This is a genomic window from Chryseobacterium sp. AG844 (genome assembly GCF_003182335.1).
In the GTDB taxonomy this organism is placed as follows: domain Bacteria; phylum Bacteroidota; class Bacteroidia; order Flavobacteriales; family Weeksellaceae; genus Chryseobacterium; species Chryseobacterium cupriresistens.
In genome coordinates this window covers 125,708-148,118 of sequence record NZ_QGTV01000004.1, presented here as the reverse complement: position 1 = coordinate 148,118, position 22,411 = coordinate 125,708, and the positions used below count along the sequence as shown (strand labels likewise).

The 22,411-nt window shown below is 37.6% G+C and carries 26 protein-coding genes; 16 read left to right on the top strand and 10 right to left on the bottom strand.

Annotation, left to right across the window (positions count from 1 at the left end):
• Positions 1-203 precede the first annotated feature (203 nt).
• A complete protein-coding gene (locus DEU40_RS06285; RefSeq protein ID WP_110009048.1) occupies positions 204-713 on the top strand; it encodes a hypothetical protein in 510 nt (169 codons plus the stop codon).
• On the top strand, positions 710-1,057 hold the full coding sequence (locus DEU40_RS06280) for a tRNA-binding protein (RefSeq protein WP_076595106.1): 348 nt from the start codon (positions 710-712) through the stop codon (positions 1,055-1,057). The genes DEU40_RS06285 and DEU40_RS06280 overlap by 4 nt, the downstream gene beginning before the upstream one ends.
• A 68-nt stretch (positions 1,058-1,125) precedes the next feature.
• On the opposite strand, the gene DEU40_RS06275 is transcribed toward DEU40_RS06280, so the two are convergent.
• On the bottom strand, positions 1,126-1,896 hold the full coding sequence (locus DEU40_RS06275; protein ID WP_110009047.1) for a DUF4382 domain-containing protein: 771 nt from the start codon (positions 1,894-1,896) through the stop codon (positions 1,126-1,128).
• Positions 1,897-1,978: 82 nt separating this feature from the next.
• Between DEU40_RS06275 and DEU40_RS06270 the strand changes: the two genes are divergently transcribed.
• Positions 1,979-2,680, top strand: coding sequence for a 3'-5' exonuclease (locus DEU40_RS06270; protein ID WP_110009046.1), 702 nt, complete (start codon positions 1,979-1,981; stop codon positions 2,678-2,680).
• Positions 2,681-2,683: 3 nt separating this feature from the next.
• Positions 2,684-3,010: an SUF system Fe-S cluster assembly protein gene (locus tag DEU40_RS06265; protein WP_047422116.1), complete on the top strand. Its 327-nt coding sequence runs from the start codon at positions 2,684-2,686 to the stop codon at positions 3,008-3,010.
• A 52-nt stretch (positions 3,011-3,062) separates the two neighbouring features.
• Here DEU40_RS06265 and DEU40_RS06260 read toward each other — a convergent pair whose 3' ends face one another.
• On the bottom strand, positions 3,063-3,899 hold the full coding sequence (locus tag DEU40_RS06260; RefSeq protein WP_110009045.1) for a sulfurtransferase: 837 nt from the start codon (positions 3,897-3,899) through the stop codon (positions 3,063-3,065).
• A 175-nt stretch (positions 3,900-4,074) separates the two neighbouring features.
• Complete coding sequence (locus tag DEU40_RS06255) at positions 4,075-4,923, bottom strand: hydroxymethylglutaryl-CoA lyase (protein WP_110009044.1); 849 nt, start codon at positions 4,921-4,923, stop codon at positions 4,075-4,077.
• Between the two features lie 187 nt (positions 4,924-5,110).
• On the opposite strand from DEU40_RS06255, the gene pepT reads away from it, so the two are divergent.
• The 7 genes from pepT to DEU40_RS06220 all read left to right on the top strand — a co-directional run bounded on the left by pepT (position 5,111) and on the right by DEU40_RS06220 (position 11,409).
• Positions 5,111-6,358: a peptidase T gene (gene pepT / locus DEU40_RS06250; protein ID WP_110009043.1), complete on the top strand. Its 1,248-nt coding sequence runs from the start codon at positions 5,111-5,113 to the stop codon at positions 6,356-6,358.
• 6 nt (positions 6,359-6,364) lie between these two features.
• Positions 6,365-6,931, top strand: a complete 567-nt coding sequence (locus DEU40_RS06245) for a hypothetical protein (protein WP_110009042.1) — start codon at positions 6,365-6,367, stop codon at positions 6,929-6,931.
• A 156-nt stretch (positions 6,932-7,087) separates the two neighbouring features.
• Positions 7,088-8,395 (top strand): hypothetical protein, encoded by a 1,308-nt coding sequence (locus DEU40_RS06240; protein WP_110009041.1) that lies wholly within the window; start codon positions 7,088-7,090, stop codon positions 8,393-8,395.
• 152 nt (positions 8,396-8,547) lie between these two features.
• Positions 8,548-8,799 (top strand): hypothetical protein, encoded by a 252-nt coding sequence (locus tag DEU40_RS06235; RefSeq protein ID WP_041461961.1) that lies wholly within the window; start codon positions 8,548-8,550, stop codon positions 8,797-8,799.
• A gap of 152 nt (positions 8,800-8,951) precedes the next feature.
• Entirely contained in the window at positions 8,952-9,545 is a 594-nt protein-coding gene (locus DEU40_RS06230; RefSeq protein WP_110009040.1) for a porin family protein, read from the top strand.
• A 78-nt stretch (positions 9,546-9,623) separates the two neighbouring features.
• Positions 9,624-10,685 carry a sensor histidine kinase gene (locus tag DEU40_RS06225; RefSeq protein WP_110009039.1) on the top strand — a complete coding sequence of 354 codons (1,062 nt, stop codon included), beginning with the start codon at positions 9,624-9,626 and terminating at the stop codon, positions 10,683-10,685.
• Positions 10,675-11,409: a LytR/AlgR family response regulator transcription factor gene (locus DEU40_RS06220; protein WP_110009038.1), complete on the top strand. Its 735-nt coding sequence runs from the start codon at positions 10,675-10,677 to the stop codon at positions 11,407-11,409. Before DEU40_RS06225 ends, DEU40_RS06220 begins: the two co-directional genes overlap by 11 nt.
• Positions 11,410-11,460: 51 nt before the next feature.
• Here DEU40_RS06220 and DEU40_RS06215 read toward each other — a convergent pair whose 3' ends face one another.
• The 5 genes from DEU40_RS06215 to DEU40_RS06195 form a co-directional block, all read right to left on the bottom strand.
• Complete coding sequence (locus DEU40_RS06215; protein WP_110009037.1) at positions 11,461-12,369, bottom strand: DUF6268 family outer membrane beta-barrel protein; 909 nt, start codon at positions 12,367-12,369, stop codon at positions 11,461-11,463.
• 98 nt (positions 12,370-12,467) lie between these two features.
• A complete protein-coding gene (locus tag DEU40_RS06210) occupies positions 12,468-13,688 on the bottom strand; it encodes a multidrug effflux MFS transporter (protein ID WP_146207830.1) in 1,221 nt (406 codons plus the stop codon).
• 168 nt (positions 13,689-13,856) lie between these two features.
• On the bottom strand, positions 13,857-14,678 hold the full coding sequence (locus DEU40_RS06205; RefSeq protein WP_110009035.1) for a helix-turn-helix domain-containing protein: 822 nt from the start codon (positions 14,676-14,678) through the stop codon (positions 13,857-13,859).
• 299 nt (positions 14,679-14,977) lie between these two features.
• Positions 14,978-16,030 carry a thiamine-phosphate kinase gene (gene thiL / locus DEU40_RS06200; RefSeq protein WP_110009034.1) on the bottom strand — a complete coding sequence of 351 codons (1,053 nt, stop codon included), beginning with the start codon at positions 16,028-16,030 and terminating at the stop codon, positions 14,978-14,980.
• A 95-nt stretch (positions 16,031-16,125) separates the two neighbouring features.
• Positions 16,126-16,620 carry an acyl-CoA thioesterase gene (locus tag DEU40_RS06195; protein ID WP_110009147.1) on the bottom strand — a complete coding sequence of 165 codons (495 nt, stop codon included), beginning with the start codon at positions 16,618-16,620 and terminating at the stop codon, positions 16,126-16,128.
• Between the two features lie 114 nt (positions 16,621-16,734).
• Here DEU40_RS06195 and DEU40_RS06190 point away from each other — a divergent pair, with 114 nt between their 5' ends.
• Genes DEU40_RS06190 through DEU40_RS06170 form a run of 5 tightly spaced genes read left to right on the top strand, consistent with a single transcriptional unit; the run spans position 16,735 to position 21,264 of the window.
• Positions 16,735-17,937 carry an NAD(P)/FAD-dependent oxidoreductase gene (locus DEU40_RS06190; RefSeq protein ID WP_110009033.1) on the top strand — a complete coding sequence of 401 codons (1,203 nt, stop codon included), beginning with the start codon at positions 16,735-16,737 and terminating at the stop codon, positions 17,935-17,937.
• 31 nt (positions 17,938-17,968) lie between these two features.
• Positions 17,969-19,267, top strand: a complete 1,299-nt coding sequence (locus tag DEU40_RS06185) for an alpha/beta fold hydrolase (protein ID WP_110009032.1) — start codon at positions 17,969-17,971, stop codon at positions 19,265-19,267.
• Between the two features lie 22 nt (positions 19,268-19,289).
• Positions 19,290-19,703: a hypothetical protein gene (locus DEU40_RS06180; protein WP_110009031.1), complete on the top strand. Its 414-nt coding sequence runs from the start codon at positions 19,290-19,292 to the stop codon at positions 19,701-19,703.
• Between the two features lie 5 nt (positions 19,704-19,708).
• The gene (locus DEU40_RS06175; RefSeq protein WP_110009030.1) at positions 19,709-20,347 is read left to right on the top strand and encodes a DUF2306 domain-containing protein; all 639 of its coding nucleotides are present in this window, start codon (positions 19,709-19,711) and stop codon (positions 20,345-20,347) included.
• Complete coding sequence (locus tag DEU40_RS06170; RefSeq protein WP_110009029.1) at positions 20,344-21,264, top strand: YARHG domain-containing protein; 921 nt, start codon at positions 20,344-20,346, stop codon at positions 21,262-21,264. The genes DEU40_RS06175 and DEU40_RS06170 overlap by 4 nt, the downstream gene beginning before the upstream one ends.
• Before the next feature lie 17 nt (positions 21,265-21,281).
• Here DEU40_RS06170 and DEU40_RS06165 read toward each other — a convergent pair whose 3' ends face one another.
• Both DEU40_RS06165 and DEU40_RS06160 read right to left on the bottom strand, forming a co-directional pair.
• Positions 21,282-21,683, bottom strand: coding sequence for a DUF2809 domain-containing protein (locus tag DEU40_RS06165; protein ID WP_110009028.1), 402 nt, complete (start codon positions 21,681-21,683; stop codon positions 21,282-21,284).
• A gap of 68 nt (positions 21,684-21,751) precedes the next feature.
• Positions 21,752-22,408 carry a thioredoxin family protein gene (locus DEU40_RS06160; RefSeq protein WP_110009027.1) on the bottom strand — a complete coding sequence of 219 codons (657 nt, stop codon included), beginning with the start codon at positions 22,406-22,408 and terminating at the stop codon, positions 21,752-21,754.
• Positions 22,409-22,411 lie beyond the last annotated feature (3 nt).

Sequence of the window (22,411 nt, the reverse complement as noted above, 5' to 3'; positions counted from 1 at the left end):
TTAGGTGGTTTCCGGCAAAAGATGTCCACCTGGAATTTTTAAGTCAAGTTTCATATTGTGTTTTTTTCTTGAAGCAAAGATCACCCCCAGAAGCGACAGAACTCGTCGTATAAAAAAAAAATTATTTTTCTACTCTAAACCTTTGGAACAAAAACTATTGGTATTCTCAATATTTTAATACATTTGTTTAAAACATACTTCAGATGAATTTCGAGCAGATCAACTTACACCTTGAGGCTTACAAAGAACACAACCAGATTCTGGATGCAGCAAAATATCTGATCCATTCTTTTAATCTGGAACATGAAAACTTTGCGGGATTCGGGTTCAGGGAAGAGCTTTCTCCCACCTCGATGCTTCTGACAGCAGAAGGAGACCTGGGAGGCCCCCAAACCGTAATGATCCCAAGAAATTTATTTGATTTTGACCTGAACCTTGTTCTGAATATGGTTGCCCACGAAATGCTTCATGTAAGACAAAAAGCACCCGGACAAGTTATTGAAGACAAAAATGAAAGGGAATTTCAGGCGTATTATGAAATGCTTTTTCACAAGGTTTTCCCACAGATTCCTGAAGTTTCGGATTTTCATAAAAAATTCTTTGGAGGAAAAGCATTGGAATACTACAAAAGAATGGGTGAAGACTCAGTATTGCAGCAAAAGTATGCAGAACAGAAAACAGAAGTAGAACATCTAATTAACGAATTACCATGACAGTAAAACCAGACATCACCTGGGCAGATTTTGAAAAAATAGACATCAGATGCGGAACTATAATCTCAGTGAATGATTTTGAAAAAGCAAGAAATCCATCGTACCAGCTCGAAATAGATTTTGGAGACTTAGGAATCAGAAAATCATCTGCACAAATTACTTCTCTCTACGAAAAAGAAGAGCTTATTGGAAAACAGATTTTAGCCGTAGTGAATTTTCCTAAAAAGCAGATTGCTAATTTCTTCAGCGAATGTCTGGTGTTAGGGCTTTATGGTGAAGACAAAAAAGATGTCACTCTTTTAACGCCATCATTACCCACAAAAAACGGAATGCAGGTAGGATAACCCGCCAATAAAACATAAAAAAACCTTAGGAAGACATTCACTAAGGTTTTTTTATTTGATACTATTATTTATTGATGGAGGGTTTTTACCCCAAGATTGGTAACCTGACCAAAGCTTACTGATACATTGGGTGTATTTTCATCCATATATCCAGTGCTGTTTCCGGCATCGTAAGAAACGGTATAACTTCCTTGCGGAAGCCCTGAAAACATGAAAAATCCGTCAGGGTTAGGGATTGCCGTAGAAATCGTATCTGAAGCCATAATGGCGTGAACAACTGCCTGCGCCGCCTGAGGCTGCACATATCCTTTAATCTGCCCGTTGGTAAGTTCAGAGAACGCCCGTATCACCGGTTTTAAAATATATGATCCATTCCCTGTCGTTACAATAGATCTTCCGGCATCAAAATCAATCCACACGGTATATGCTCCGTTTGCTGATAATGTCTGATTCCAGTTGAATTTCAGTCCGCTCTGTTGAGCTGATGGGGTTTGCAGCGGATAAGTTACTCCGTTTACAACCACACTATTATTAGGACCCAGTACCATTCTCATCTGCGAAACATTTCCCTCAGGGAGCGTAGCCTGTCCTAAAACTACATCAGTTCCATTTTTAAAATTAAGAAGATTATAAACTCCCGGATTTGGAAAGTTTAATGCTATCCATTCTCCATTGCTGTTAATTTCAATTTTTTGAATATCAATATTAACGGCATTATATGCAGCAGGGCCGTCTGTAAGCCTTACATTCACTGTAGCAGAACCTTTTTCATCGGAATCATTACATGATGCCAAGGATAATAAGCAGATACTGCTTCCTATAATGAATAAATTCTTCATAAGCTTAAAATTTATGTATAATAAAAAACGTTTTGGATAATTGATTTATTATGTCATATATTTCGGTTATAAAAAACAAAAAATGATCCAAAATATTCCTTTAGAAAGAATTTTATTTCTTGATATTGAAACGGTTCCACAATCCGCCTCCTGGAACGAGTTATCAGAAACAGAGCAATATCTGTGGGATAAAAAAACAAAATTTCAGAGAAAAGAAGATGTTACGGCTGAACAATTTTATGACAGAGCCGGTATTATGGCCGAGTTTGGAAAAATCATCTGTATTACCATTGGAATGGTTGAAAAGAATGAAACATTAAAAATAAAGAGTTTTTCCGGGCATGATGAAAAGAAAATGCTTCAGGAATTTGGAGAAATCTTCAACAGCCCACGGCTTTATAATGTGATTCTCTGTGCCCACAACGGAAAAGAATTTGATTTTCCCTGGATTGCCAGACGCTATCTCATCAATGGGATGCAGCCACCGGCACCGTTTCAGATGTTTGGGAAAAAGCCCTGGGAAATTCCGCATATAGATACTATGGAACTCTGGAAGTTTGGGGATTATAAAAGTTTTGTCTCCCTGGAATTACTGGCTCATGTCTTTGGTATTCCTACTCCGAAGGATGATATTGACGGCTCAATGGTTTCATCAATTTACTACATAGAAAAAGACTTGCAGAGAATTGTTGACTATTGTGAAAAAGATGTCTTAACTTTGGCAAATATTTTCCGACGCATGCGTCAGGAAGATTTGTTGAAAAGGAATATCAATCTAGATTAAAAAATGAAATTTACAGACGATCAAATTGCTGACATTGGTGAGGAAATCATTGGTGTATTAAAAACCGTATATGACCCTGAAATTCCGGTAGATATTTACGAATTAGGGCTGATTTACGATGTCCAGATCTCCGATGATGCAGACGTAAAAATTATCATGACACTTACTACTCCCAACTGTCCTGTGGCAGAAACACTTCCTCAGGAAGTAAAAGATAAAGTGGCTGAAGTAGAGCATGTAAACAGTGTAGATTTAGAGCTTACTTTCGAACCGAGCTGGAATAAGGATATGATGAGCGAAGAGGCGAAGTTTGAGCTGGGAATGCTTTAATCACTCTTAACAAATATAAAACCCCGAAGAAGTATTTTCGGGGTTTTTATTTTTAAATATCTTTTGCTATTTCCTTGCCTTCTCTCCTGCTCCATTCGCTCCATGAACCTACATACAGATCCGGAACGGGAAATCCTGCATAATCCAGGGCTAAAATTGTATGACAAGCTGTAACACCTGATCCGCAATGAATAATAAGGTGTTCAGGTTTATCTTTTAAGAATTGGCTGTATTTTTCTTTTAAGATTTCCGGGCTCAGAAAATTTCCGTTTTCATCAAGGTTTTCAGAAAAAGGAATATTGATCGCCCCCGGAATATGCCCCGCGACCAGATCAATAGGCTCAGATTCACCTTTGTAGCGGTAGGCATCTCTTACATCAACAACTGTAGAAGAGTCGTTTTCCAATTCATTTTCAACTACTTCCAGACTTGAAACCGGAAGACTCCAATGATCTTTTTTAATTAAAGATGCTTTCTCAAAGATCTCTTCTCCTGAAGCAAATTCCAAACCTGCTTTTTCCGCAGCCTGTATTCCGCCATCAAGAACCTGAACATTTTCCAGTCCGAAAGATTTCAGCATCCACCATGCTCTTGCTGCTGCATTGGAAGCATTTTTGTCATCATAGACAACAATATGAGCATCTTCTGATATTCCAAGATTTGAGAGAGTTACAGCAAACTTGTCTACCGAAGGAAGAGGATGTCTTCCACCAAAAGCTGCATTCTCTCCTATTTCAGCCAGATCTTTATCCAGATCAATAAACCTTGCTCCTTTAATGTGCTTGTCAAGGTAGTTTTGTTTTACCTCTTTTCCGGTTCTTGCATCAAGAATAATAAGATTTTCACCGGGGATATTTTTGAGTTCGAATGATGAGATGATTGGAGACATGTTTGTTGATTTTGAGTTAATTTAATTACGTTTTGGTTAAAGCCATGTATATTTCAATATAGTAAAGCGGGCTAAAGCCCGCTCCTATTGATAGTTTTCTCGCAGATTCTGCTGATTAAGCAGATCTACTTTTCTATCTGTGGGATCTGCAGAATCTGCGAGAAATTCATTCTTCTTAAAAATGAAAAATATCCTTCGCCTTGTTATAAGAACTTTCAAAATTCAGAAGGTTCAGCTTATGTTCAGCTTTTTCAACGCTCATAAAGTTGATCACCTGTTCTGTAGGCATATTTCCTACAAGATCATCCTTAGCCATTGGGCATCCTCCGATTCCTTTGATCGCACTGTCAAATCTTCGGCAGCCTTGATCGTAAGCGGCTTTTAATTTTGAATAGGAATCTTCATAGCGGTTATGAAAATGCCCTCCGAAGTTGATATCCGGATATTTTGAAGGTATTTTTTCAAACAAAAGGGCAATGGTTTCAGGAGTAGCCACTCCGGTAGTATCTGATAATAAGATATCTTTTACTCCGATATCTGAGAATTTTTGTGCCCACTGGTCAACATCTTCCCATTTCCACATTTCACCGTACGGATTTCCAAAAGCCATAGAGAAATAGATATTTAGCTGCTTCCCTTCACTTTTTACCAGTTCAAGCATTTTAATGATTTCATCGAATGCTTCCTCCTGGCTTTTATTGGTATTTCTGTGCTGGAACGTTTCAGAAATAGAAAACGGAAAACCCAGAATATCTACTGACTCATGTTTCAATGCTTTTTCGGCACCTCTGTAATTACCTATAATGGCAGAAACTTTAGTCTTGGAGCGTGATTTGTCAATATTTTTTGCCACCTCATCAGAGTCAGCCATCTGCGGAATTGCTTTTGGAGAAACAAAACTCAGACAATCCAATACATCAAAACCAACATCCATCAAGGAGTTGATATAATCTATTTTTTTATCGGTAGGGATAAATTCTCCCCATCCCTGCATAGCATCTCTAGGACATTCGGTAAGAAACATTTTTACTTTTTGATTTTCTCAAATATAATAAAACTAAACTACTTGGTATACTATATGTACAAAGCTAACACTATTTTGATTTTCAAAGATTTATATCTGATTCATAATTTCAATAACTGATATTAAATCGCAAATAACGTATTCTCAGCATCAAATTTGCTAACTTTGTTAAAATTTATGATATCTGATGAGTACAATAGAATTCAACCCTTTGTGGAAAGAAAAATTACTGAACCGTTTTCTTAGCTATGTAAAAATATATTCTACCAGTGATGCAGAAAGTGAAACTACACCTTCTACCGAACGTCAGTGGGATATTGCCAACTATATTACTGAAGAACTGAAGACCATCGGTCTGGAAGATGTTTCTATAGACAGCAATGGTTATATTATGGGCTATGTTCCTTCTAACCTTGAAAATGATGACAGACCTACCATCGGATTTATTTCACATTATGATACTTCACCGGACTTCAGCGGAGAAAATGTAAGGCCTCAGGTTTGGGAAAACTATGATGGAAATGATCTTCTTTTGAACCAGACAACAGGATTCACTTTATCTCCATCAAGATTTGAAAGCTTAAAAAAATATGTTGGTCAGACCTTAATTACTACGGACGGAAATACTCTTCTTGGTGCTGATGATAAAGCCGGCTGTGCAGAGATTGTAACAGCAGCTGAATATCTTATCGCTCATCCGGAAATCAAACATGGAAGAATTGCTATAGGATTTACTCCGGATGAAGAGATTGGAAGAGGAGCGCATAAATTTGACGTTGCTAAATTTGGTGCAGAATGGGCTTATACAATGGATGGCGGAGAAGTCGGAGAACTTGAATATGAGAATTTTAACGCCGCCGGAGCTGTGGTAAAAATCCATGGATTAAGTGTTCACCCCGGTTATGCTTACGGAAAAATGATCAATGCTGCTCTTTTGGCTGCTGAATTTGCTCAAATGCTTCCTGCGAACGAAACACCTGCCACAACAAGAGGTTTTGACGGATTCTACCATTTGATGGACATTACAGCGGATATTTCTGAAGCTAAACTTCAATATATCATCAGGGATCATGATGCAGATAAATTTGAAGCCAGAAAGAAATTCATGGAAGAAAAAGTAGCTGAGTTCAACCAAAAACATGGGGAAGGAACTGCAGAAGTAGAGATTAAAGAGCAGTACAGAAACATGAAGCAGCAGTTTGAAGGTAAAATGCATATTGTAGACCTTGCTGCAAAAGCAATGACTGAAGCAGGTATTGAGCCTAAAATCAAGGCAATCAGAGGAGGTACAGACGGCGCACAGCTTTCCTATATGGGACTTCCCTGCCCGAATATCTTCGCGGGAGGAATCAACTTCCACGGACCATACGAGTATGTCGCTTTGGAAAGCATGGAAAAAGCAACTGAAGTCATTATTAACATTGTAAAAGCTTAATACATCATGAAAAAGGTCTTAGCATCAGCATTCATTTTCACTTTTATTTTCAGTAGTGCCCAGATTTCTGAATTTCAGAGGGCAGACTCACGCTATGAAAGAAAGAAAACGGCTCTGTATAATAAATATCCTAAGCCTAATGATTTAAGAACCAAGAAAGAATGGCTTTTGACAGAGGATAAAATAACAGCTTACAAGACCGCTTTGGATAAAGCTTCTCTTGAGGATCAGAAAATGATCTCGGCAAACCCTCCTGTAAAAACAAAAGTGAGTAAGGACGCAGAATATGATAAAGGTAAGGCCGCTTTTCAAAAGCTTTTATATGAAGCTGTAGATCTTGACTTTTTGAACTTTTCTTCGGAAACCTACAAAGCAACAATAAGTTTTGTTGTAGATTCCAAAGGGAACGCCCTCAATCCCAATGTAAAAGGAAATAATGAAGATGTAAACGCATTCATCGAAGCCGCTTTTTACCGGATTAAAGATAAAGGCAAATGGAAACCGGCAGAAGACAAAGGGAAACCAGTCTCCTCAAATGTTTCTGTTCCTTTAACAATGTCCTTTAAAAAATAATATACAGAACCCGCTATCATCATAGCGGGTTTTTTATTTTTCATATAATAAAAACATAATTAAAGATCATTATGTTGTTGATATTAATTTAACACAATTCTTTTGTAAGTTTTAAATAATTCACCTAATTTTGATTAAAACTTAAAATCACTTTATATGAAAATGAAATCCAACCCTTTCAAAATCAACAGAAATTTTTGTTTTTCTTTCCTTGTATCTATTTTCTGTTTGTTTCTTTTAACGTCTTGTTCTCAGGATGATCCTGCCGATCTGCCTGCTGAAAAACCTGCAGAGACTGCCCAAATGAAAACGTTGGGAAATCTGATTTTACAGAAAAATGTTATTATTCTGAATGATGAATCAGTGAATGCAATTTCTGCTCATAATAACGGAGAAATTACATTTAACCGTCCAACTCCACAAACAGATAGCATTTCTGTAGGAACTGTTATTGTTGGGACTAAGATAGAAGGTGATCAGGTGAATACCATTCTTTCAAAAGTAAATTCTGTTTCAAAACTGAATAACCAATTCACCGTACAGACTTCCAGTGCAAAGCTTGAAGAATTTATCTACAGCGGAACTCTGAGCGGCGTGTATGATCCATCTGGCAAAGCTCCTGTCAATATTGATGGAAAAATGGTTAATTACGTTCCAGTAGAAGGAATGGTTTCAGAACAGATCAATCAAAGAATACTTTCTATTGAAGCTAAAAACCTTCAAAATCAGAAATTAATTACATTCAACCGTTATAATTTTAATAAAACCTTTTCGTTTCCTTTGACTTCAGCAGGAACATCCAGTGTTAATGTACAGGGAGGTTTTACACCCAAAATTGATTATAATATCACCTTCTCATGGGGCCATTTGTCCAACTTCTATGTTAATCTCATCATGGATGACATCAAGCTTCAGAGCTCCGCAACCATTGTAGGAAGCGTGGGCTATACAGCCAGTACCACAGACTACCTGAATATTCCTATTGTTCCAATTGTATTAGGCCCTACAGGACTGGTCTTAAGCCCTACTCTTTCTGCAGGTCCTTTCCTGGGAATACAGGCTACAGGAAAAGTACAGGCCCAGCTTTTGGATCTTGAAGGAGACGCCAACTTCTTGGTAAGCAAAACCCCGGAAATTAATATCAACCTTCAAAAAAAATCTGACCCTGCCATTACAAGCGCAGAAGGAAACTTATCTACTGAAGCTGGTTTGGAAGCAAAAGGAGCTGTAGGATTAATGTTCCTTACCATTCCTATTGCCAATTCAGGGCTGAAAGGAAGAGCTTCTGCCCTTTCGTCTTTAGGATTAACATTTGTTCCTCAAAGAAAAGGTGTGATTTCTGTGAAAGGTAAAATTCAGGCTGATATGTTCTATGGTTTTGGAATTGCTCCTTTACGATATGAAGGAACTATTCCTCTTTTCAAAAAAGAACGTATGCTGTATCAGAAGGAGTTCAGTTTTTAAGATATCTTTACTAATCAACATAAGAAAGCCACTTTTACAGTGGCTTTTCTTTATTAATGTTCCACATGAAATTCATTTACAACACATTAAGTCAATTTTATTATATTTACAGTCAACTACAATTGTAAACAATAACATTAAAACCAATTATCATGAAAACAATGAAAAAACTTTTGAGAAAAGATTTATCTGCCATTCTGGGCAGCGGAGGAAATGAGTGCCATATGGGCGGAGATTCCTATAACTGTCAGAGTGACTGTGAGTGTGCATGGGGAAAAGCCTGTGAAATGTATGAAGACGGAACACCGGGGCAATGCATCGCTGTTGGCGGTGGTGGAAATCCTGGTGGTGGAGGCACTGGCGGATGCATTCCTCCTTCTATTTGTGAAGAACAGCCTTATTAAACGATAAGAAACCGGGAACATTACTGCTTCCGGTTTTATTTTTCACCTTAAAACAGATCCTTGTCAAAGCATCTCTGCCATTCATCAAATAAAATTTAATTCCATCCTTCATCGTTGTTGTTTTGCATCAGATTTTTAACAATAATAAAATTATGAAGCAGCAATTTTTCGCTTTAAGTGCATTGCTATTATGTATTTTTTGCAGTATGGAAACTAAAGCACAGCAGACTCCGGCTTTTCACATTGGGGTAAAGGGAGGGGCAAACTTTACAAAAACCTCCACGGAATCTTCTTTAGAAGGGAAATACGGATTCGGTTATCAGGCAGGTGTAATGACAAGAGTGGATATCGGAAAACTGTATGTGCAGGGAGAAGCTCTGTTCAACAAAAGAAAAACATCATACCAGTCCCAAGACGGAAGCTCTTCAAAACTTTCATGGAACGCTATTGATATTCCAGTGGTAGTAGGATATAAACTGATCAAAGCAGATGACTTTAATGTGAGAGTATTTGCCGGAGGCGTTTACAGCTATGCTTTCAACAATAAAGTGTCTGCGTCTCAGGCCCTTCATGAAGGATTTAAAAAGTTTGACAAATCCAATATTGGCATTACGGGAGGTGTAGGATTAGATTATAAGAACTTCACGGTAGATTTGAGATATGAAACCGGCCTTACAAGCATCAGTAAAGAATTTAAGTCCAAACCCCACAGTTTCTCCCTTGGGATAGGTTATTTCCTGTTCTAAAAAACTTAAATTATCTTTACCATTAGAAACTGTTTTCCCTGCAGTTTCTAATTTTTTTATCAACCTATTTCCAATTCCATGACAAAATCTTTTATTGTAAAAGAATACATATTTACTTTTATTTTCTGGCTTGTATTAGCGATTGTATTGTGGTTTAATTTCCAGAGTACAACAGAAAGTTACCTTGCGATGACCCAGGCTGCGATCATTGCGGCATTCTCGTTTACATTTACTCACTTTTTAACCAATAAGCTTCTTCCTAAAGCACTTCGGGAAAAGAAAATGAAACTGTTCCTGATACAGCTGGTCATGGTAATTTTCATGCTTAGTCTGGTTTTCTCTGTTATATTCACCTATCTTGAAGTGGAACCCAAAGATGAGCTTCCGGACAACTTCAGAGATCATTTACCCTTTTTGTGGAAAGGCTTTTATATGTCCCTGCCTGCCTCTTTTCTGATCAACGGAGCAGCGTGTGGTGTAAAATTTTATAATGAACATGGAAGAATAGAGCGTGATCATATTCTCCTTCAGCAGGCTCATCTGGAAAACCAGCTCAAGCTTCTGCAGGATCAGATCAACCCGCATGTGGTATTTAATATCCTGAATCATATTCATATCCTGATGAAAACGGATACCCAGCTTGCCGATTTTTTACTGATGAAATTTTCGGATATTCTACGGTACCAGCTGTATCATTGCAATCAGCCACTGGTTCCTTTGGATAAAGAGATTGAGTATCTCCAAAACCTTGTTGAGGTAGAAAAACTGAGGTGGGGAAACGAGCTGGACGTAAAAGCCCAATGGCAGATCAATAACAGAAAAGCTTCTATTGCTCCACTACTTTTGGTACCTTTCATAGAAAATGCATTTAAATACGTTTGCAGGCTTCCGGGACATAAAGGTTATGTGAAAATCTCCTGTAAAGAAAAGAATAACAGTCTGTATTTTTATGTCGAAAACTCCTATTCGGATATGGCAACCTATAAAAAGAAGGACGGAACGGGCGGAATCGGTCTTCAAAATGTAAAAAAACGTTTAAAATTACAATATCCGGACTCTTATGATCTGAAAATCGAATCCGATAATCACATCTTTAGAATAACATTAATACTAACATTATCTGACAGTTATGAGCTCTAATATTCCTAAAATGAAATGTCTTATTATTGATGATGAGCCTCTGGCGAGATTCCATCTTAAAGAACTGGCCGGTCAGATTGATTTTTTATCGGTTGAAGGAACATGCGCAACAGCATTGGAAGCCGACGCAAAGGTAAAGGAGAGTGAAATAGACCTTCTTTTCCTTGATATCAATATGCCTTATCTTACGGGCCTTGAATTTCTGGAACAGCTTGAAAATCCTCCTTTATGTATTCTCACTACCGCTTATTCCGAATATGCGCTGGAAGGATTTCGGCTGCAGGTGGTTGATTATCTGTTAAAACCCATTGCCTTCAACCGGTTTTACCAGGCGGTAAATAAGGCTCAGCAGCAATTTATTATCAGTGAAAAGCTGAAAAAAAACACTTCATTGGATGATCCTTTTCTGTATGTGAGACAGTCTGATACTTTCATTAAAGTTTCCTGGGTTGATATTCTGTACATTGAGAGTATGCAGAATTATACCAGGCTTCATTTTAAAGATAAATCGTTGATTATCCATCAGACGATGAAAGCGATTGAAGAATCACTTCCTTCGGATCATTTTTTCAGGATTCATAAATCATACCTCATCAATATTACCCATATTGATATGATTTCCGGAGGACGTCTTTTTATTAATAAAATTGAGCTTCCCATCTCCCGGACCCGCAAAGAAGAATTGCTTAACCAAGTGGTTTACAAGAAATTAATCAGCAAGTAACTGAAAGAAGCCGGAAACCGGAATTATTACATTCCCCGTTTCCGGCTTTTTTTAAGGCAGATTCCAGCGTAATGATACTGCAGCGTAAAATGTGCTCGAAAATCTTGGATCGGCTATTTTTTTGTCTCTGAAAATGCTGCTGATTTTCCGGTCATTTTCACTAAAGCTTCTCAATATCGCTGTTCCTCCCGTGAGACGTACGGTGAGCCTGTCATTGATTTTTAATTCCGGCCTGAGCCCTGCGGTGATCTGCTGATACCCTAACAACATCGATTTTCCGTTTATATTTCTCTCTGCCGTCATTCCGTTCAGTTCCACAACAGCTTTTAAAGCAAATTTATCCGAGAAAAGATATCCGGCTTCCATTCCTTCCGGGAAGTTGATCTTGAATTTAATCTTTCCGTTGGTTTTCCAGTCGAAATAAATCCATGGTAAAATCATAGGGACACCAAAAGCAGTAGTTAGCACCGGCCCGGCTCCTAACGAAAGGTTAGGATTAAAATGCCTGATAAATAAAATTCCACCCTGCCCCAGTACATCATCGAAATCTATTTTCTCAAGGTCTGTATACACTCCTACGGATGCCGTCATCATCATACTCCACTTTTTACCTATAGGTCTCATATGCTGTATGCCGACCTGTGCGTTCAGCATCTGATCCGGAAATAATGCTGTTTCATAATTTTTGTGATTCATCTTTGCATACGATCCGCTCAGCAGCATAGACCATGCTCTTACTTTTCCATCAGTATCTTTTTTTACAGATAAAGGAATGCTTAGATTCAGATCTACTCTTTTAAAATCACTTTTGGAATTGGTCTTTGTACTGTCTTCCGGACGGATGTAATTGGACGCAGGAATGTATTCGGTTTTAAGCTCTGCAGAGAGCCCGGACTGTGCATTTACCCAGTATCCTAATGGCAATATACAGCATAAAGCTGTCGAAAGGGTTCTTTTCATATTTTAAATTTTATGCAAAGAGAACCCTTTGACCATTTTTTACAAAAATTACTTGATTAAGTGTCTGGATTGTATGACAACAGGATCAAATACGAGGATTAATTTCCAGGTTGGGCAACCAATGCTGCAGTCACTTTTTGAGTCTTAAAAATGCGATACCCAAACCATACGGCAATCAACGCCATTGCAGAACGTGTTACCACCATTGGAATAATAGAATCCGCTTCCAAAAAGCCAAGTAAAGCTGACATTAAAAATGTAACCATCAGCTGCATAAAACCAAGTAATGCAGCAGCTGTTCCTCTTCCCTCTTTGAATGGTGACAGGGCATGGGCAGATGTGATGGGAAATAAAATACCAATAGCCAGCAATGACAGGTACAACATTGCGATTTCCAATGCTACAGAAAGGTTTTCAGCCGCAATAAAAATATGAAGAGTACATACTACCAGTAAAACAATGGTAGCAGCAAACAAAAGGGTGGAATTGCTTATTCTTTTGATCAGTTTGGGTGTAATATAAGCTGCCGTTATCAATGCTAAAGAATTAAAAGCAAAAATAAAGCTGAATGTGCTGCTCGAAAACCCATGGATCTCCATGAATAAAAACGGGGCATTGGAGATGTAAATAATCAAAGAGGCAAAAGCAATACTTCCTACCATCGTACTGTTGATAAAATCCCTGTTGGAGATGATCATTTTCAACTGATCTTTTAATCCTTTTTCATCCGGTATTTCATCATCAGAAAGATGGATTCTGGTATTAGTTTCAGGCACATACTTGTAGACCATGAAAAATGTGATCAGTCCCATGATGCATAAAAAGGCAAAAGAACTGTTCCAGCCCCAGAATTTAAGGAATACACTTCCCAACAGCGGTGCCACAATCGGTGCTATTCCACTGATCTGCGACTGCTGTGAAAAGATAGTAACTGCTTTATGCTTATCATAGAGATCAATGATAATAGCCCTTCCGATCACAATCCCGGCACTTCCACCAAATGCCTGCAGAAAACGCATCGCCCATAATACATAAATATCCGATGTAGAATAGATGGCTGTAGCTCCGATAATAAAAAGCAAAAGCCCGCAATACAGCATTGGTTTACGCCCTTTTTTATCAGATAAAGGTCCCCACAAAAGCTGCCCGAAGGCAAATCCGGCAAAGAATACCGAAATAGAGATCTGAATATGCCCGATATCCGTTTTAAAGATTTCGGCCATACTTGGGAAAGCGGGAAGATAAAGATCTATACTTAACGACTCCAGTGTGTTGAGCAGTGCAAGAATAAACACTACAATACTTAAATTCTTCTTCATAAATAACAATAAGCCTTCGCAGGCGATTTTTTCAGCTGCAAAATTGCTGTAAAAAGCATCGTTTTTCAATAAAAGAACTGAAGGAAGTATAGGACAAACTGAAGATTTAAATAGAATAACAAATGAAAAATATCAGTTTTACTCTATTATTGTAGTAAATATTGAGGATTACCCTTTTTCATTATTCTTAAAATTGTCGGGATTTTGCCCCGTATGTTTCTTGAAAAACCTTGAAAAATATGAAGCATCGTTAAATCCTAGTTTAAAAGCAATTTCCTTCACCGTGAGCGCTCCGAAGCTAAGCTCTCTTTTCGCCTCGAGGACAAGACGCTGAGAAATCATCTTTTTTACAGTCGTTCCTCTCAGATGGCGCACAATATCATTAAGATGATGGGTACTTATCTTTAACTGATCGGCATAGAAACCAGTCTCTTTATGCACGATATAATGTTTGTCAATAAGTCCCACCAGCTCCTGAATACGCTGGCGGTCATTCAATAAAGGCTCCTGAGGGATAATCTGTTCCCCGATGATGATACAGAATGCTTTCAGATAAGCCTTTAAAAGCGCTGTTCTTGATGTTGTTGTATACTCCTGCTCCATCAGAGATATGATTGTACTGCAGGTTTTTTCATTTTTTGGATGTAAAAAAAAGGGAAGCTCACCTCCGTTAAGTACTGATTCTATATCACATACTTCGTTGAAAATTTCCCTGCTTATCGCCATTGCATACCCTTCCTCTCCTTCCAGTTTCATATTGAATGCCTGCCCGGGTGCAATAATGCAGATCTGATTGTTCTGAAGCTGATAGCTTTCAAAGTCCAGCTCTAAACGGCTGTTTTCGTACACCTCCCTGAACCAGATGATTTCAAAAAAGTTATGCCGGTGAACATCATGAAAATTCTCCGGGCCCGCTGCGCTTAGTGTACTCATCTGAAACTCTTCAGAGGTGAGATGGTGAGTGGGAATTTCTTTTTCAGGTGTAATCATCACTATGGTGTAAAATAATTAACTGGAAACAAAAACCACAGCAAAAAAAGTGCTGCGGTTCTCTTACAATATTTAAAATTAAATATAATTTTTCGGTTTTATTGATATGCTTTTCCAGCCTACCTTTCATTCAGCTGAAAACAAAATAATAAATTAAGGTCCAGATGCTCACAAAAAATAAGACAAAAACGAAAGACTCTTTCAAGTTCTGATTTTGTTTTTTTATGTAATGTTTATATAAAGTAACTATTACAAACGTTATAATTACTAAACATGGTAGTACTGTAAAAGTATACATTTTATTGGTTTAAAAAAGCATCCCATCCCTGAGCGGTGAGCGCTACCAGCTGGTTTGATCCTCTAGCTACCATAAAGTTTCCATCTTCTTTTTCTACGGCATGTCCTATAATGGTAAAATCCGGGTGGTTTTTAATTTTATCAAAATCATTCGGTGAAATCGTAAACAGAAGTTCATAATCTTCACCACCGCTTAAAGCAGTCATTACCGGGTTTAAATTCATTTCATCTGCCGTAGAGATGGTAAGATTATCCAACGGAATTTTTTCCTCATACAATCTGAAACCTACCTTTGACTGGTCTGAAAGGTGAAGGATTTCGGAAGCCAGACCATCTGAAATATCAATCATAGAAGTTGGTTTAATATCCAGTTCTTCCAGGATCTTTTTAACGTCTGTTCTTGCTTCAGGCTTCAGCTGTCTTTCAAGGATATAATCATAGCCTTCCATTTCAGGCTGCATATTGGGGTCAGCAAGGTAAACCGCATGTTCTCTTTCCAGAATCTGTAGCCCCATATAGGCTCCACCTAAATCTCCTGTTACAACAAGAAGATCATTTGGTTTTGCACCGCTTCTTTTTACGATGTTTTCTTCATTTTCAATTCCTACAGCCGTAATGCTCATCACCAGCCCTGAATTGGAGCTTGTTGTATCACCTCCAACCAGATCAACTTTGTACCTTCCGCAAGCAGCCTGAATTCCGGAATAGATTTCTTCTAAAGCTTCCACAGGAAAACGGTTGGATACCGCAAGGGAAACCAATATCTGTGTAGGTGTCGCATTCATCGCAGCAATATCACTTAGGTTCACGACCACCGCTTTATATCCTAAATGCTTTAAAGGAACATAACCCAGGTTAAAATGAACTCCTTCCGCCAATACATCTGTTGTTAGAACTACTTTTTTGCTGCCCGGATTAATGACCGCCGCATCATCTCCTACTCCAAGTTCTGAAGATTCATTGGATAACGGAAAATACTCTGTCAAATGTTTAATAAGACCAAATTCTCCTAATTTTGAAATGGGCGTCAGCTCCTGTGATTTATCTTCAAACATGATTTTTTGTATTAATGTCCAATGTAAAAAGTATGAATGATGTAAAAATTGCTTCTCAAACTTTAAACATTAAACCTTGAATTTTAAACTTTGAATTATTGGGTAAGTTCTGCCGGGTCAATATTGTGCGGGTGGAAAGGAAACTTTTTGAAGTCTTCTTTCGATAATACAACAGTGTCCGCGGTCTTATACTTATTCATTGCTTCCACTACATCATCCGGTGGTGTGGTCATTTTTCTAAGCATCATATCAATCCATACGCCTGTAGCTTCTGCCGTGGCACAGTGCATTCCGTCAGGTGTATAGAATTTGTGTACGAAACGGTAGATGGAAGAATCTTCTGCACATCCGTCTATTTCCACACTTACGATTACCGTCTGATCAGCATAGATCTCTTTGAAGAAAGAATATCTTTCATGCAGGATCACCGGGCCGATTCCCCATCTGCTCAGCTGGGTAACCCCCATTTTTTCTTTAGTCATAAAAGCCATTCTGGCCTGTGCACAATATTGTACATATGATGAATTGGCAAGGTGCTTGTTGGCATCAAGATCGCTCCATCTTACTTCAAATTTATGGTAGAAAATCATATGAAAATCGTTTTTGATATAATTAAAATTATAATCTTCAAAAATACTCAAATAAGATGGTTTATAAAAATTGTACTTTTGAAAAAATAATCTTCCGCATAGGATTACCCATACATGAAACAGATCATTATTATCGGAGGCGGTGCTGCAGGCTTTTTCTGCGCATCTAATCTTGACGAAAAGAAATATACAATTACGATTTTAGAACAGAACTCAGATGTCCTTCAGAAAGTTAAAATTTCCGGAGGCGGACGCTGTAATGTGACGCACGCATGCTTTGATCCCAGAGAACTGGTTCAGTTTTATCCCCGTGGAAATAAAGAATTGCTAAGTGTCTTTACTAAATTTCAGCCTGGTGATACCATGGAATGGTTTGACCAGCGTAATGTTCCGTTAAAAATTGAAAATGATAGCAGAACTTTTCCGGAAAGCAATTCTTCCCAGACTATCATCAATACTTTCCTGAATGAAACTCAAAAGAAAAATGTCACTGTGCAGACAAGATGTACGGTAAAAGAGATTGAAAAACAGGACGAAAAATATATAGTGAAAACCAATTCAGGTGATTTTGAAGCCGATTATATTGTTTATACAACCGGAAGTTCGCCAAAATCGTTGAAAATTTTAGAAAATCTGGGCCATAAGATTGTAGACCTTGTCCCTTCACTTTTTACCTTCAATATTAAAGATGAATTGCTGAAAGACCTTCCGGGAACAAGCTTTGAAAATGCAGGAATTTCTATTCCTAAGCTGAAAACTGAAGAAAGCGGACCTTTGCTTATTACTCATTGGGGGCTTTCCGGGCCTGCTGTTCTGAAAATTTCTGCATGGGAAGCGATAAGCCTGGCAAAGTTGAAATATAACTTTGAAATTGAAGTGAATTTCGTTTCTATTGAAATAGATGAAGCGGAAGAAATGTTCCAGAATTTCAAGCAAAGCAACCCAAAAAAAACCATCGGACAATCAAAGATCTTTGATATTACCAACCGGTTCTGGCAGAAAATTTTAGAGATCTCAAAGGTTGATCTCAACAAACAGGTAGCTAATATTTCCGGAAAAGAAATCCATAAAATACTGGAAAATCTTTGCCAAAAAAAGTTTCAGGTAACCGGAAAATCAACATTTAAGGATGAGTTCGTAACGGCCGGAGGCGTTGATTTAAAGGAAATTAACTTCAAAAACATGTCTTCAAAATTACTTCCCAATTTCTATATCGCCGGAGAGGTTTTGAATATAGATGCCGTGACCGGAGGATTCAATTTCCAGGCATGCTGGAGTGAAGGATGGCTGATTGCACAGGATCTCAACAGCTTATAAAAAATTATTACTTTTAATAAAAACTAAATACATGAAAAAAAATTTCGGTTTCTTTCTTTTACTCTGGTTCTTTTTAGGATACAGCCAGGAAAAAACAATCGTCTCTGACTGGACATCATTCACACAAGTTGTCAATATAGAGCATAAACAGAATTGGAACTTCCGTATAACGGCAAAAATCAGAAAAGATAATGAGGATAATGGCTCCAATTGTGGATTATGGTGCAGAATAAATAATAAAGATAACTCTACAAGTTTCTTTGAAAATCAATATTATGGAATCCAGGTAACCCGTGAATGGAAAACCTACGAAATAAAAGGAACCATCAATCCATCTGCGAAGACCATGACTATCGGAGCTTTTGCACAAAACAACGGCGATTTTTATTTTGACGATTTTAAGTTGGAAGTCAATGATGGAAAGTCAAAAAAGTGGATTGAAATCCCTTTGGAAAACTCAGGCTTTGAGAAAGATCTCACATCCGGCGGCTGGTTTGAAGGAATCTATTCTCAGAACATAAAGCACGTAAAACATTTTACCATTGAAGCTTCGGATTATCAACCATTCAGTGGCAGCAAGTCTTTGTTGATCAAAGGTCGTGGCATTATCGGAACAATGTCGGAAGGAAAATTTATGGATGTTAACGGTATCAAATTATATTATGAAACCTATGGAGAGGGAGAACCTGTACTTATGCTTCATGGTAATGGCCAATCTATCAGTGCTTTTATGAATCAAAAAGACACCTTTGCTAAAAAATATAAAGTGATCATTGTCGATTGCCGTGAAAGAGGAAGATCTACTTATGACAAAACGAAAGAGCTTACTTTTGATATTCAGACAGAGGATATTAAACAGTTTTTAGAGAAGCTGAACATCAAAAAAACAAAGATTCTGGGCTGGAGTGACGGAGGAATTCTCGCACTGTCTATGGCCATGAAATACCCCGAAATGGTAGACAAAATTGCCTGTTCAGGAGCCAATATTTTTCCGGAAGGAGTGAAAGATCATGATTTAAAATCCATGAAAGAAATGCTTGTAAGCCTTACTAAAGACAATAAAGACCACAAAAATGATATCTTTATTGATCTTCTGAATCTGGATTTGAAGTATCCCCAATGGAAGTATGAAGACCTGAGTAAAATTCAGTGCCCATCATTAATCATTGCTGGTGATAATGATCTTATAAAAACAGAACATACGGTAAAAATCGCAGAATCTATCCCAAAAGGACAATTAGCTATTATCCCCAATGCCAATCATTATGTTCCCGAAGAAAAACCGGAATTATTCAATGAATTAGTCATTGATTTCTTTGAAAATAAATAACCTGAATACGATAATATTAATCATGAAAAAAACACTAGCATTCATTTTGTGTCTTGGATTTGGGTTCGCCTTCTCACAAACGCAGAAAACCAAAACACCACCCACAGAAGATCATTCCAGAGATAAGTTTATTCCTGAACAAAGTAAGCAGGCAGAATATCCCGGAGGACTTTCAGCATTTATGCGTGAGGTATCTCAAAAAATAAATACGAACCGAATAAAAGGAGCCAAAGGAAGAACAAGTTCACAAGCAAGGTTTTCTGTCAATGCTAAAGGTTATATTGAAACGATTATCGTAACCGGAGACAATGAATCCCTTAATCATGAAGTAGAAAGAGTGATGAAATCAATGAAAACCCAATGGAAACCCGGAGAATATAAGGGGAATACTGTAATGATTTGGTTTAATCTTCCTTTCGTTATTAATTTTGAATAATCAGAATGCTTTCTGCTAAAAGAAATACATCTATCTTTTTTAAAACCCTTTTAGTTTTAGGGTTCGGGTATTTCTTTTGGCTGATGCTTAAGATTACATTAGAATATATTCCTTATAATCCTGAAGTCAGCTTTCTGATGATTAAACAGACAGAAGTATCGGAAAGACCGGAATATCTTTCTTTTTTCTATACTCATGTTTACACGAGCATTTTTGTGCTTCTTTCTGGTTTTCTTGCCATGCTCAGAAAGAATTTTGGATTCAAAAATTTCCACAGGAATATGGGAAAAGTTTATATTTTTCTCATTCTGATCTTTGCAGCACCTTCAGGAATTTACATGGGAATTTTTGCCAACGGAGGACTTCTTTCAAAAATTTCTTTTGTTATTTTAGGATTTTTATGGTGGTTTTTAACATTGAAAGCGTATCAATTAGCCAGAAAGAAAAGGTTTAAAGAGCACAAACAGTGGATGTGGCGGAGTTTTGCTTTTACGTTATCTGCTGTTACCCTGAGAATGTGGAAGGTAATTATTGTATATTTATTTCATCCCAATCCTATGGATGTTTATCAGATCATTGCATGGCTGGGCTGGATTCCCAACATCCTTATTATTGAATATTTAATCACAAAAAAACTTATATGAAAACTCTAAATTACACATTGATTTCCCTGCTTACAGTTTCTCTGTTAAGCTGCAAAAAAGAGGGAAAGACTACTGAATCAGGAAAAGATTCTCTGACTGCAAAGAAAGACTCTGTGATAATCCCCGAGGTTCACAAAGAATATTACGGAATTTATACCGGTGAATTTGCCGGCATGGAAAAGGTTGTTGACCCAACAGACGGCTCAGAATATGATGTCAGCAACTACAAAAGAATTTCTTTAAAGATCAACAGAATCACCAAAGACAGTGTTTACGGACAAAGTATTGTAAATGGGAATCAGCGCCCGTTCAGAGGTGTTTTCAATGAATCCACGGCATCTTTTGTACTGGATGAACCCGGCAATGACAAAACAGACGGAAGGTTTGAGGTAAAATTAAAAGGTGACAGCTTAACCGGAAAGTGGAATGCTTTTGATAAAACAAGTGTTAAAGCACCTTCAAAAACACTTAAACTGACCAAAAAAGAATTTGTTTACAACCCAAATTTCATGCTGGATAAGGATTCTGACCTCGTAGACTGGTCAAACCCGAAAGAGTTTACCGAAAAATATACCGATGAGGAAACCGGAAAAACAGAAAGCTATAAAACCTCTAAAAACCGTATAGCCTCTGAAGCAATTTTCAGGCTGAATGCATCCAAGCAGAAACTCACAGAAAAAGATCTTAAAAATTTAAGAAAACTGGATCTCGAGATCATCAAAAACTCTGTATTTGCAAGACATGGTTACTCTTTCAAAAAAGAAACCTACAGAAATTTCTTTGAGCAGACAGATTGGTATATCCCTGTTTTTAATAATGTGGACAATGATCTTTCTCCTCTGGAAAAAGAAAATGTGGCTTTACTGAACCGATTTACCAAATATGCAGAGGATAAATATGATAGTTTTGGGAGATAGAGAATAGGTTTTAGGAATCAGGGATTAGGGGTTGAGGTTAAGCCATCATTGTTTGTCATTTTTACGAAAATATAGAGAATGAGGCAGCCTATGGCATAGCAAAGGTTATCAATCCAGGAAAAAGAGTTTCCAATGACAATATACATCAGGCTTCCAGGATGGAAGCCTAATTTTTCTGCAATATTGAAATATTGTGCAAATTCTACCATCAATGAAAAAATCAGAATTCCAAAAATCAGTTTCTGATCATTTACTTTTATAAAACTCTTTACAAAAGTATAAAGAAGCATGACCACAATAACATCTCCAAGATAAGCTCTCACAAAGAAAATATCACTGAGCTTGGTGGCAATCAGCACTTCCACAAGAAAGAGAAAGAGGGTCAAAAGAAAATATTTCAGACTGAATTGGATTTTCATTTCAAATTGGGATTAGCCATAAAAAATCGGTGTTTAAGGAACACCGATTTTTTATACAGACAAATATATTATTTCTTTACTTTGATTGTACATCCGATGGCTACAGTTTTCACTGTTTTTATCGGTTCTCCTTTGATCAAAGCATTGACGGCATCCTGTGCATAGTATTCTGATACATCATTCGGGTTATCATAATTATTGTCGATAGCACCAATGTATTTTACGATATTCTTTCCGTTTTCTTTCTTCAGTACAAAAACATGGGGGGTTTTTGTTGCTCCGTACTGCGGGTAAATTTTTTGCCCTTCATCTACCAGATAGGGAAAAGTAAATCCTTTCTGCTTTGCTCTTTCAATCATCTGCTGATAACCGTCTTCCGGCTGTACGTTGGGATCATTCGGATTGATGGCAATGACCGGATATCCCAGAGCTTTATACTTTTTGTCCAACTCAACAATCCTGTCTTCATATTTCTTTGCGTACGGGCAATGATTGCAGGTAAATACTACAATGAATCCCTTTGCGCTTTTGAAATCACTTAACGAAACCATTTTCCCGTCAATATTTTTAAGCTTAAAATCAGTGGCTTCATCCCCTATTTCGTAGCCTTTTACAGATGAAACATTCACGCTCTTATCTGTAGTCTTATGATCATCTTTCGTTGTAAAGTTCAGTAATCCCAGCCCAACGACAAATGCGGTCATTACAATTTTCAGGTTTTTCATAAT

Coding starts and splice junctions, on each gene's coding strand:
- DEU40_RS06205 (WP_110009035.1), bottom strand. CDS start 14,678: ATGATTACACCTGAAAAAGAAATTCCCACTCACCATCTCACCTCTGAA.
- pepT (WP_110009043.1), top strand. CDS start 5,111: ATGAGTACAATAGAATTCAACCCTTTGTGGAAAGAAAAATTACTGAAC.
- DEU40_RS06285 (WP_110009048.1), top strand. CDS start 204: ATGAATTTCGAGCAGATCAACTTACACCTTGAGGCTTACAAAGAACAC.
- DEU40_RS06180 (WP_110009031.1), top strand. CDS start 19,290: ATGAAAAAAACACTAGCATTCATTTTGTGTCTTGGATTTGGGTTCGCC.
- DEU40_RS06255 (WP_110009044.1), bottom strand. CDS start 4,923: ATGTTTCTTACCGAATGTCCTAGAGATGCTATGCAGGGATGGGGAGAA.
- thiL (WP_110009034.1), bottom strand. CDS start 16,030: ATGTTTGAAGATAAATCACAGGAGCTGACGCCCATTTCAAAATTAGGA.
- DEU40_RS06190 (WP_110009033.1), top strand. CDS start 16,735: ATGAAACAGATCATTATTATCGGAGGCGGTGCTGCAGGCTTTTTCTGC.
- DEU40_RS06235 (WP_041461961.1), top strand. CDS start 8,548: ATGAAAACAATGAAAAAACTTTTGAGAAAAGATTTATCTGCCATTCTG.
- DEU40_RS06225 (WP_110009039.1), top strand. CDS start 9,624: ATGACAAAATCTTTTATTGTAAAAGAATACATATTTACTTTTATTTTC.
- DEU40_RS06210 (WP_146207830.1), bottom strand. CDS start 13,688: ATGAAGAAGAATTTAAGTATTGTAGTGTTTATTCTTGCACTGCTCAAC.
- DEU40_RS06260 (WP_110009045.1), bottom strand. CDS start 3,899: ATGTCTCCAATCATCTCATCATTCGAACTCAAAAATATCCCCGGTGAA.
- DEU40_RS06270 (WP_110009046.1), top strand. CDS start 1,979: ATGATCCAAAATATTCCTTTAGAAAGAATTTTATTTCTTGATATTGAA.
- DEU40_RS06215 (WP_110009037.1), bottom strand. CDS start 12,369: ATGAAAAGAACCCTTTCGACAGCTTTATGCTGTATATTGCCATTAGGA.
- DEU40_RS06165 (WP_110009028.1), bottom strand. CDS start 21,683: ATGAAAATCCAATTCAGTCTGAAATATTTTCTTTTGACCCTCTTTCTC.
- DEU40_RS06195 (WP_110009147.1), bottom strand. CDS start 16,620: ATGATTTTCTACCATAAATTTGAAGTAAGATGGAGCGATCTTGATGCC.
- DEU40_RS06275 (WP_110009047.1), bottom strand. CDS start 1,896: ATGAAGAATTTATTCATTATAGGAAGCAGTATCTGCTTATTATCCTTG.
- DEU40_RS06175 (WP_110009030.1), top strand. CDS start 19,709: ATGCTTTCTGCTAAAAGAAATACATCTATCTTTTTTAAAACCCTTTTA.
- DEU40_RS06265 (WP_047422116.1), top strand. CDS start 2,684: ATGAAATTTACAGACGATCAAATTGCTGACATTGGTGAGGAAATCATT.
- DEU40_RS06280 (WP_076595106.1), top strand. CDS start 710: ATGACAGTAAAACCAGACATCACCTGGGCAGATTTTGAAAAAATAGAC.
- DEU40_RS06240 (WP_110009041.1), top strand. CDS start 7,088: ATGAAAATGAAATCCAACCCTTTCAAAATCAACAGAAATTTTTGTTTT.
- DEU40_RS06220 (WP_110009038.1), top strand. CDS start 10,675: ATGAGCTCTAATATTCCTAAAATGAAATGTCTTATTATTGATGATGAG.
- DEU40_RS06170 (WP_110009029.1), top strand. CDS start 20,344: ATGAAAACTCTAAATTACACATTGATTTCCCTGCTTACAGTTTCTCTG.
- DEU40_RS06245 (WP_110009042.1), top strand. CDS start 6,365: ATGAAAAAGGTCTTAGCATCAGCATTCATTTTCACTTTTATTTTCAGT.
- DEU40_RS06160 (WP_110009027.1), bottom strand. CDS start 22,408: ATGAAAAACCTGAAAATTGTAATGACCGCATTTGTCGTTGGGCTGGGA.
- DEU40_RS06230 (WP_110009040.1), top strand. CDS start 8,952: ATGAAGCAGCAATTTTTCGCTTTAAGTGCATTGCTATTATGTATTTTT.
- DEU40_RS06185 (WP_110009032.1), top strand. CDS start 17,969: ATGAAAAAAAATTTCGGTTTCTTTCTTTTACTCTGGTTCTTTTTAGGA.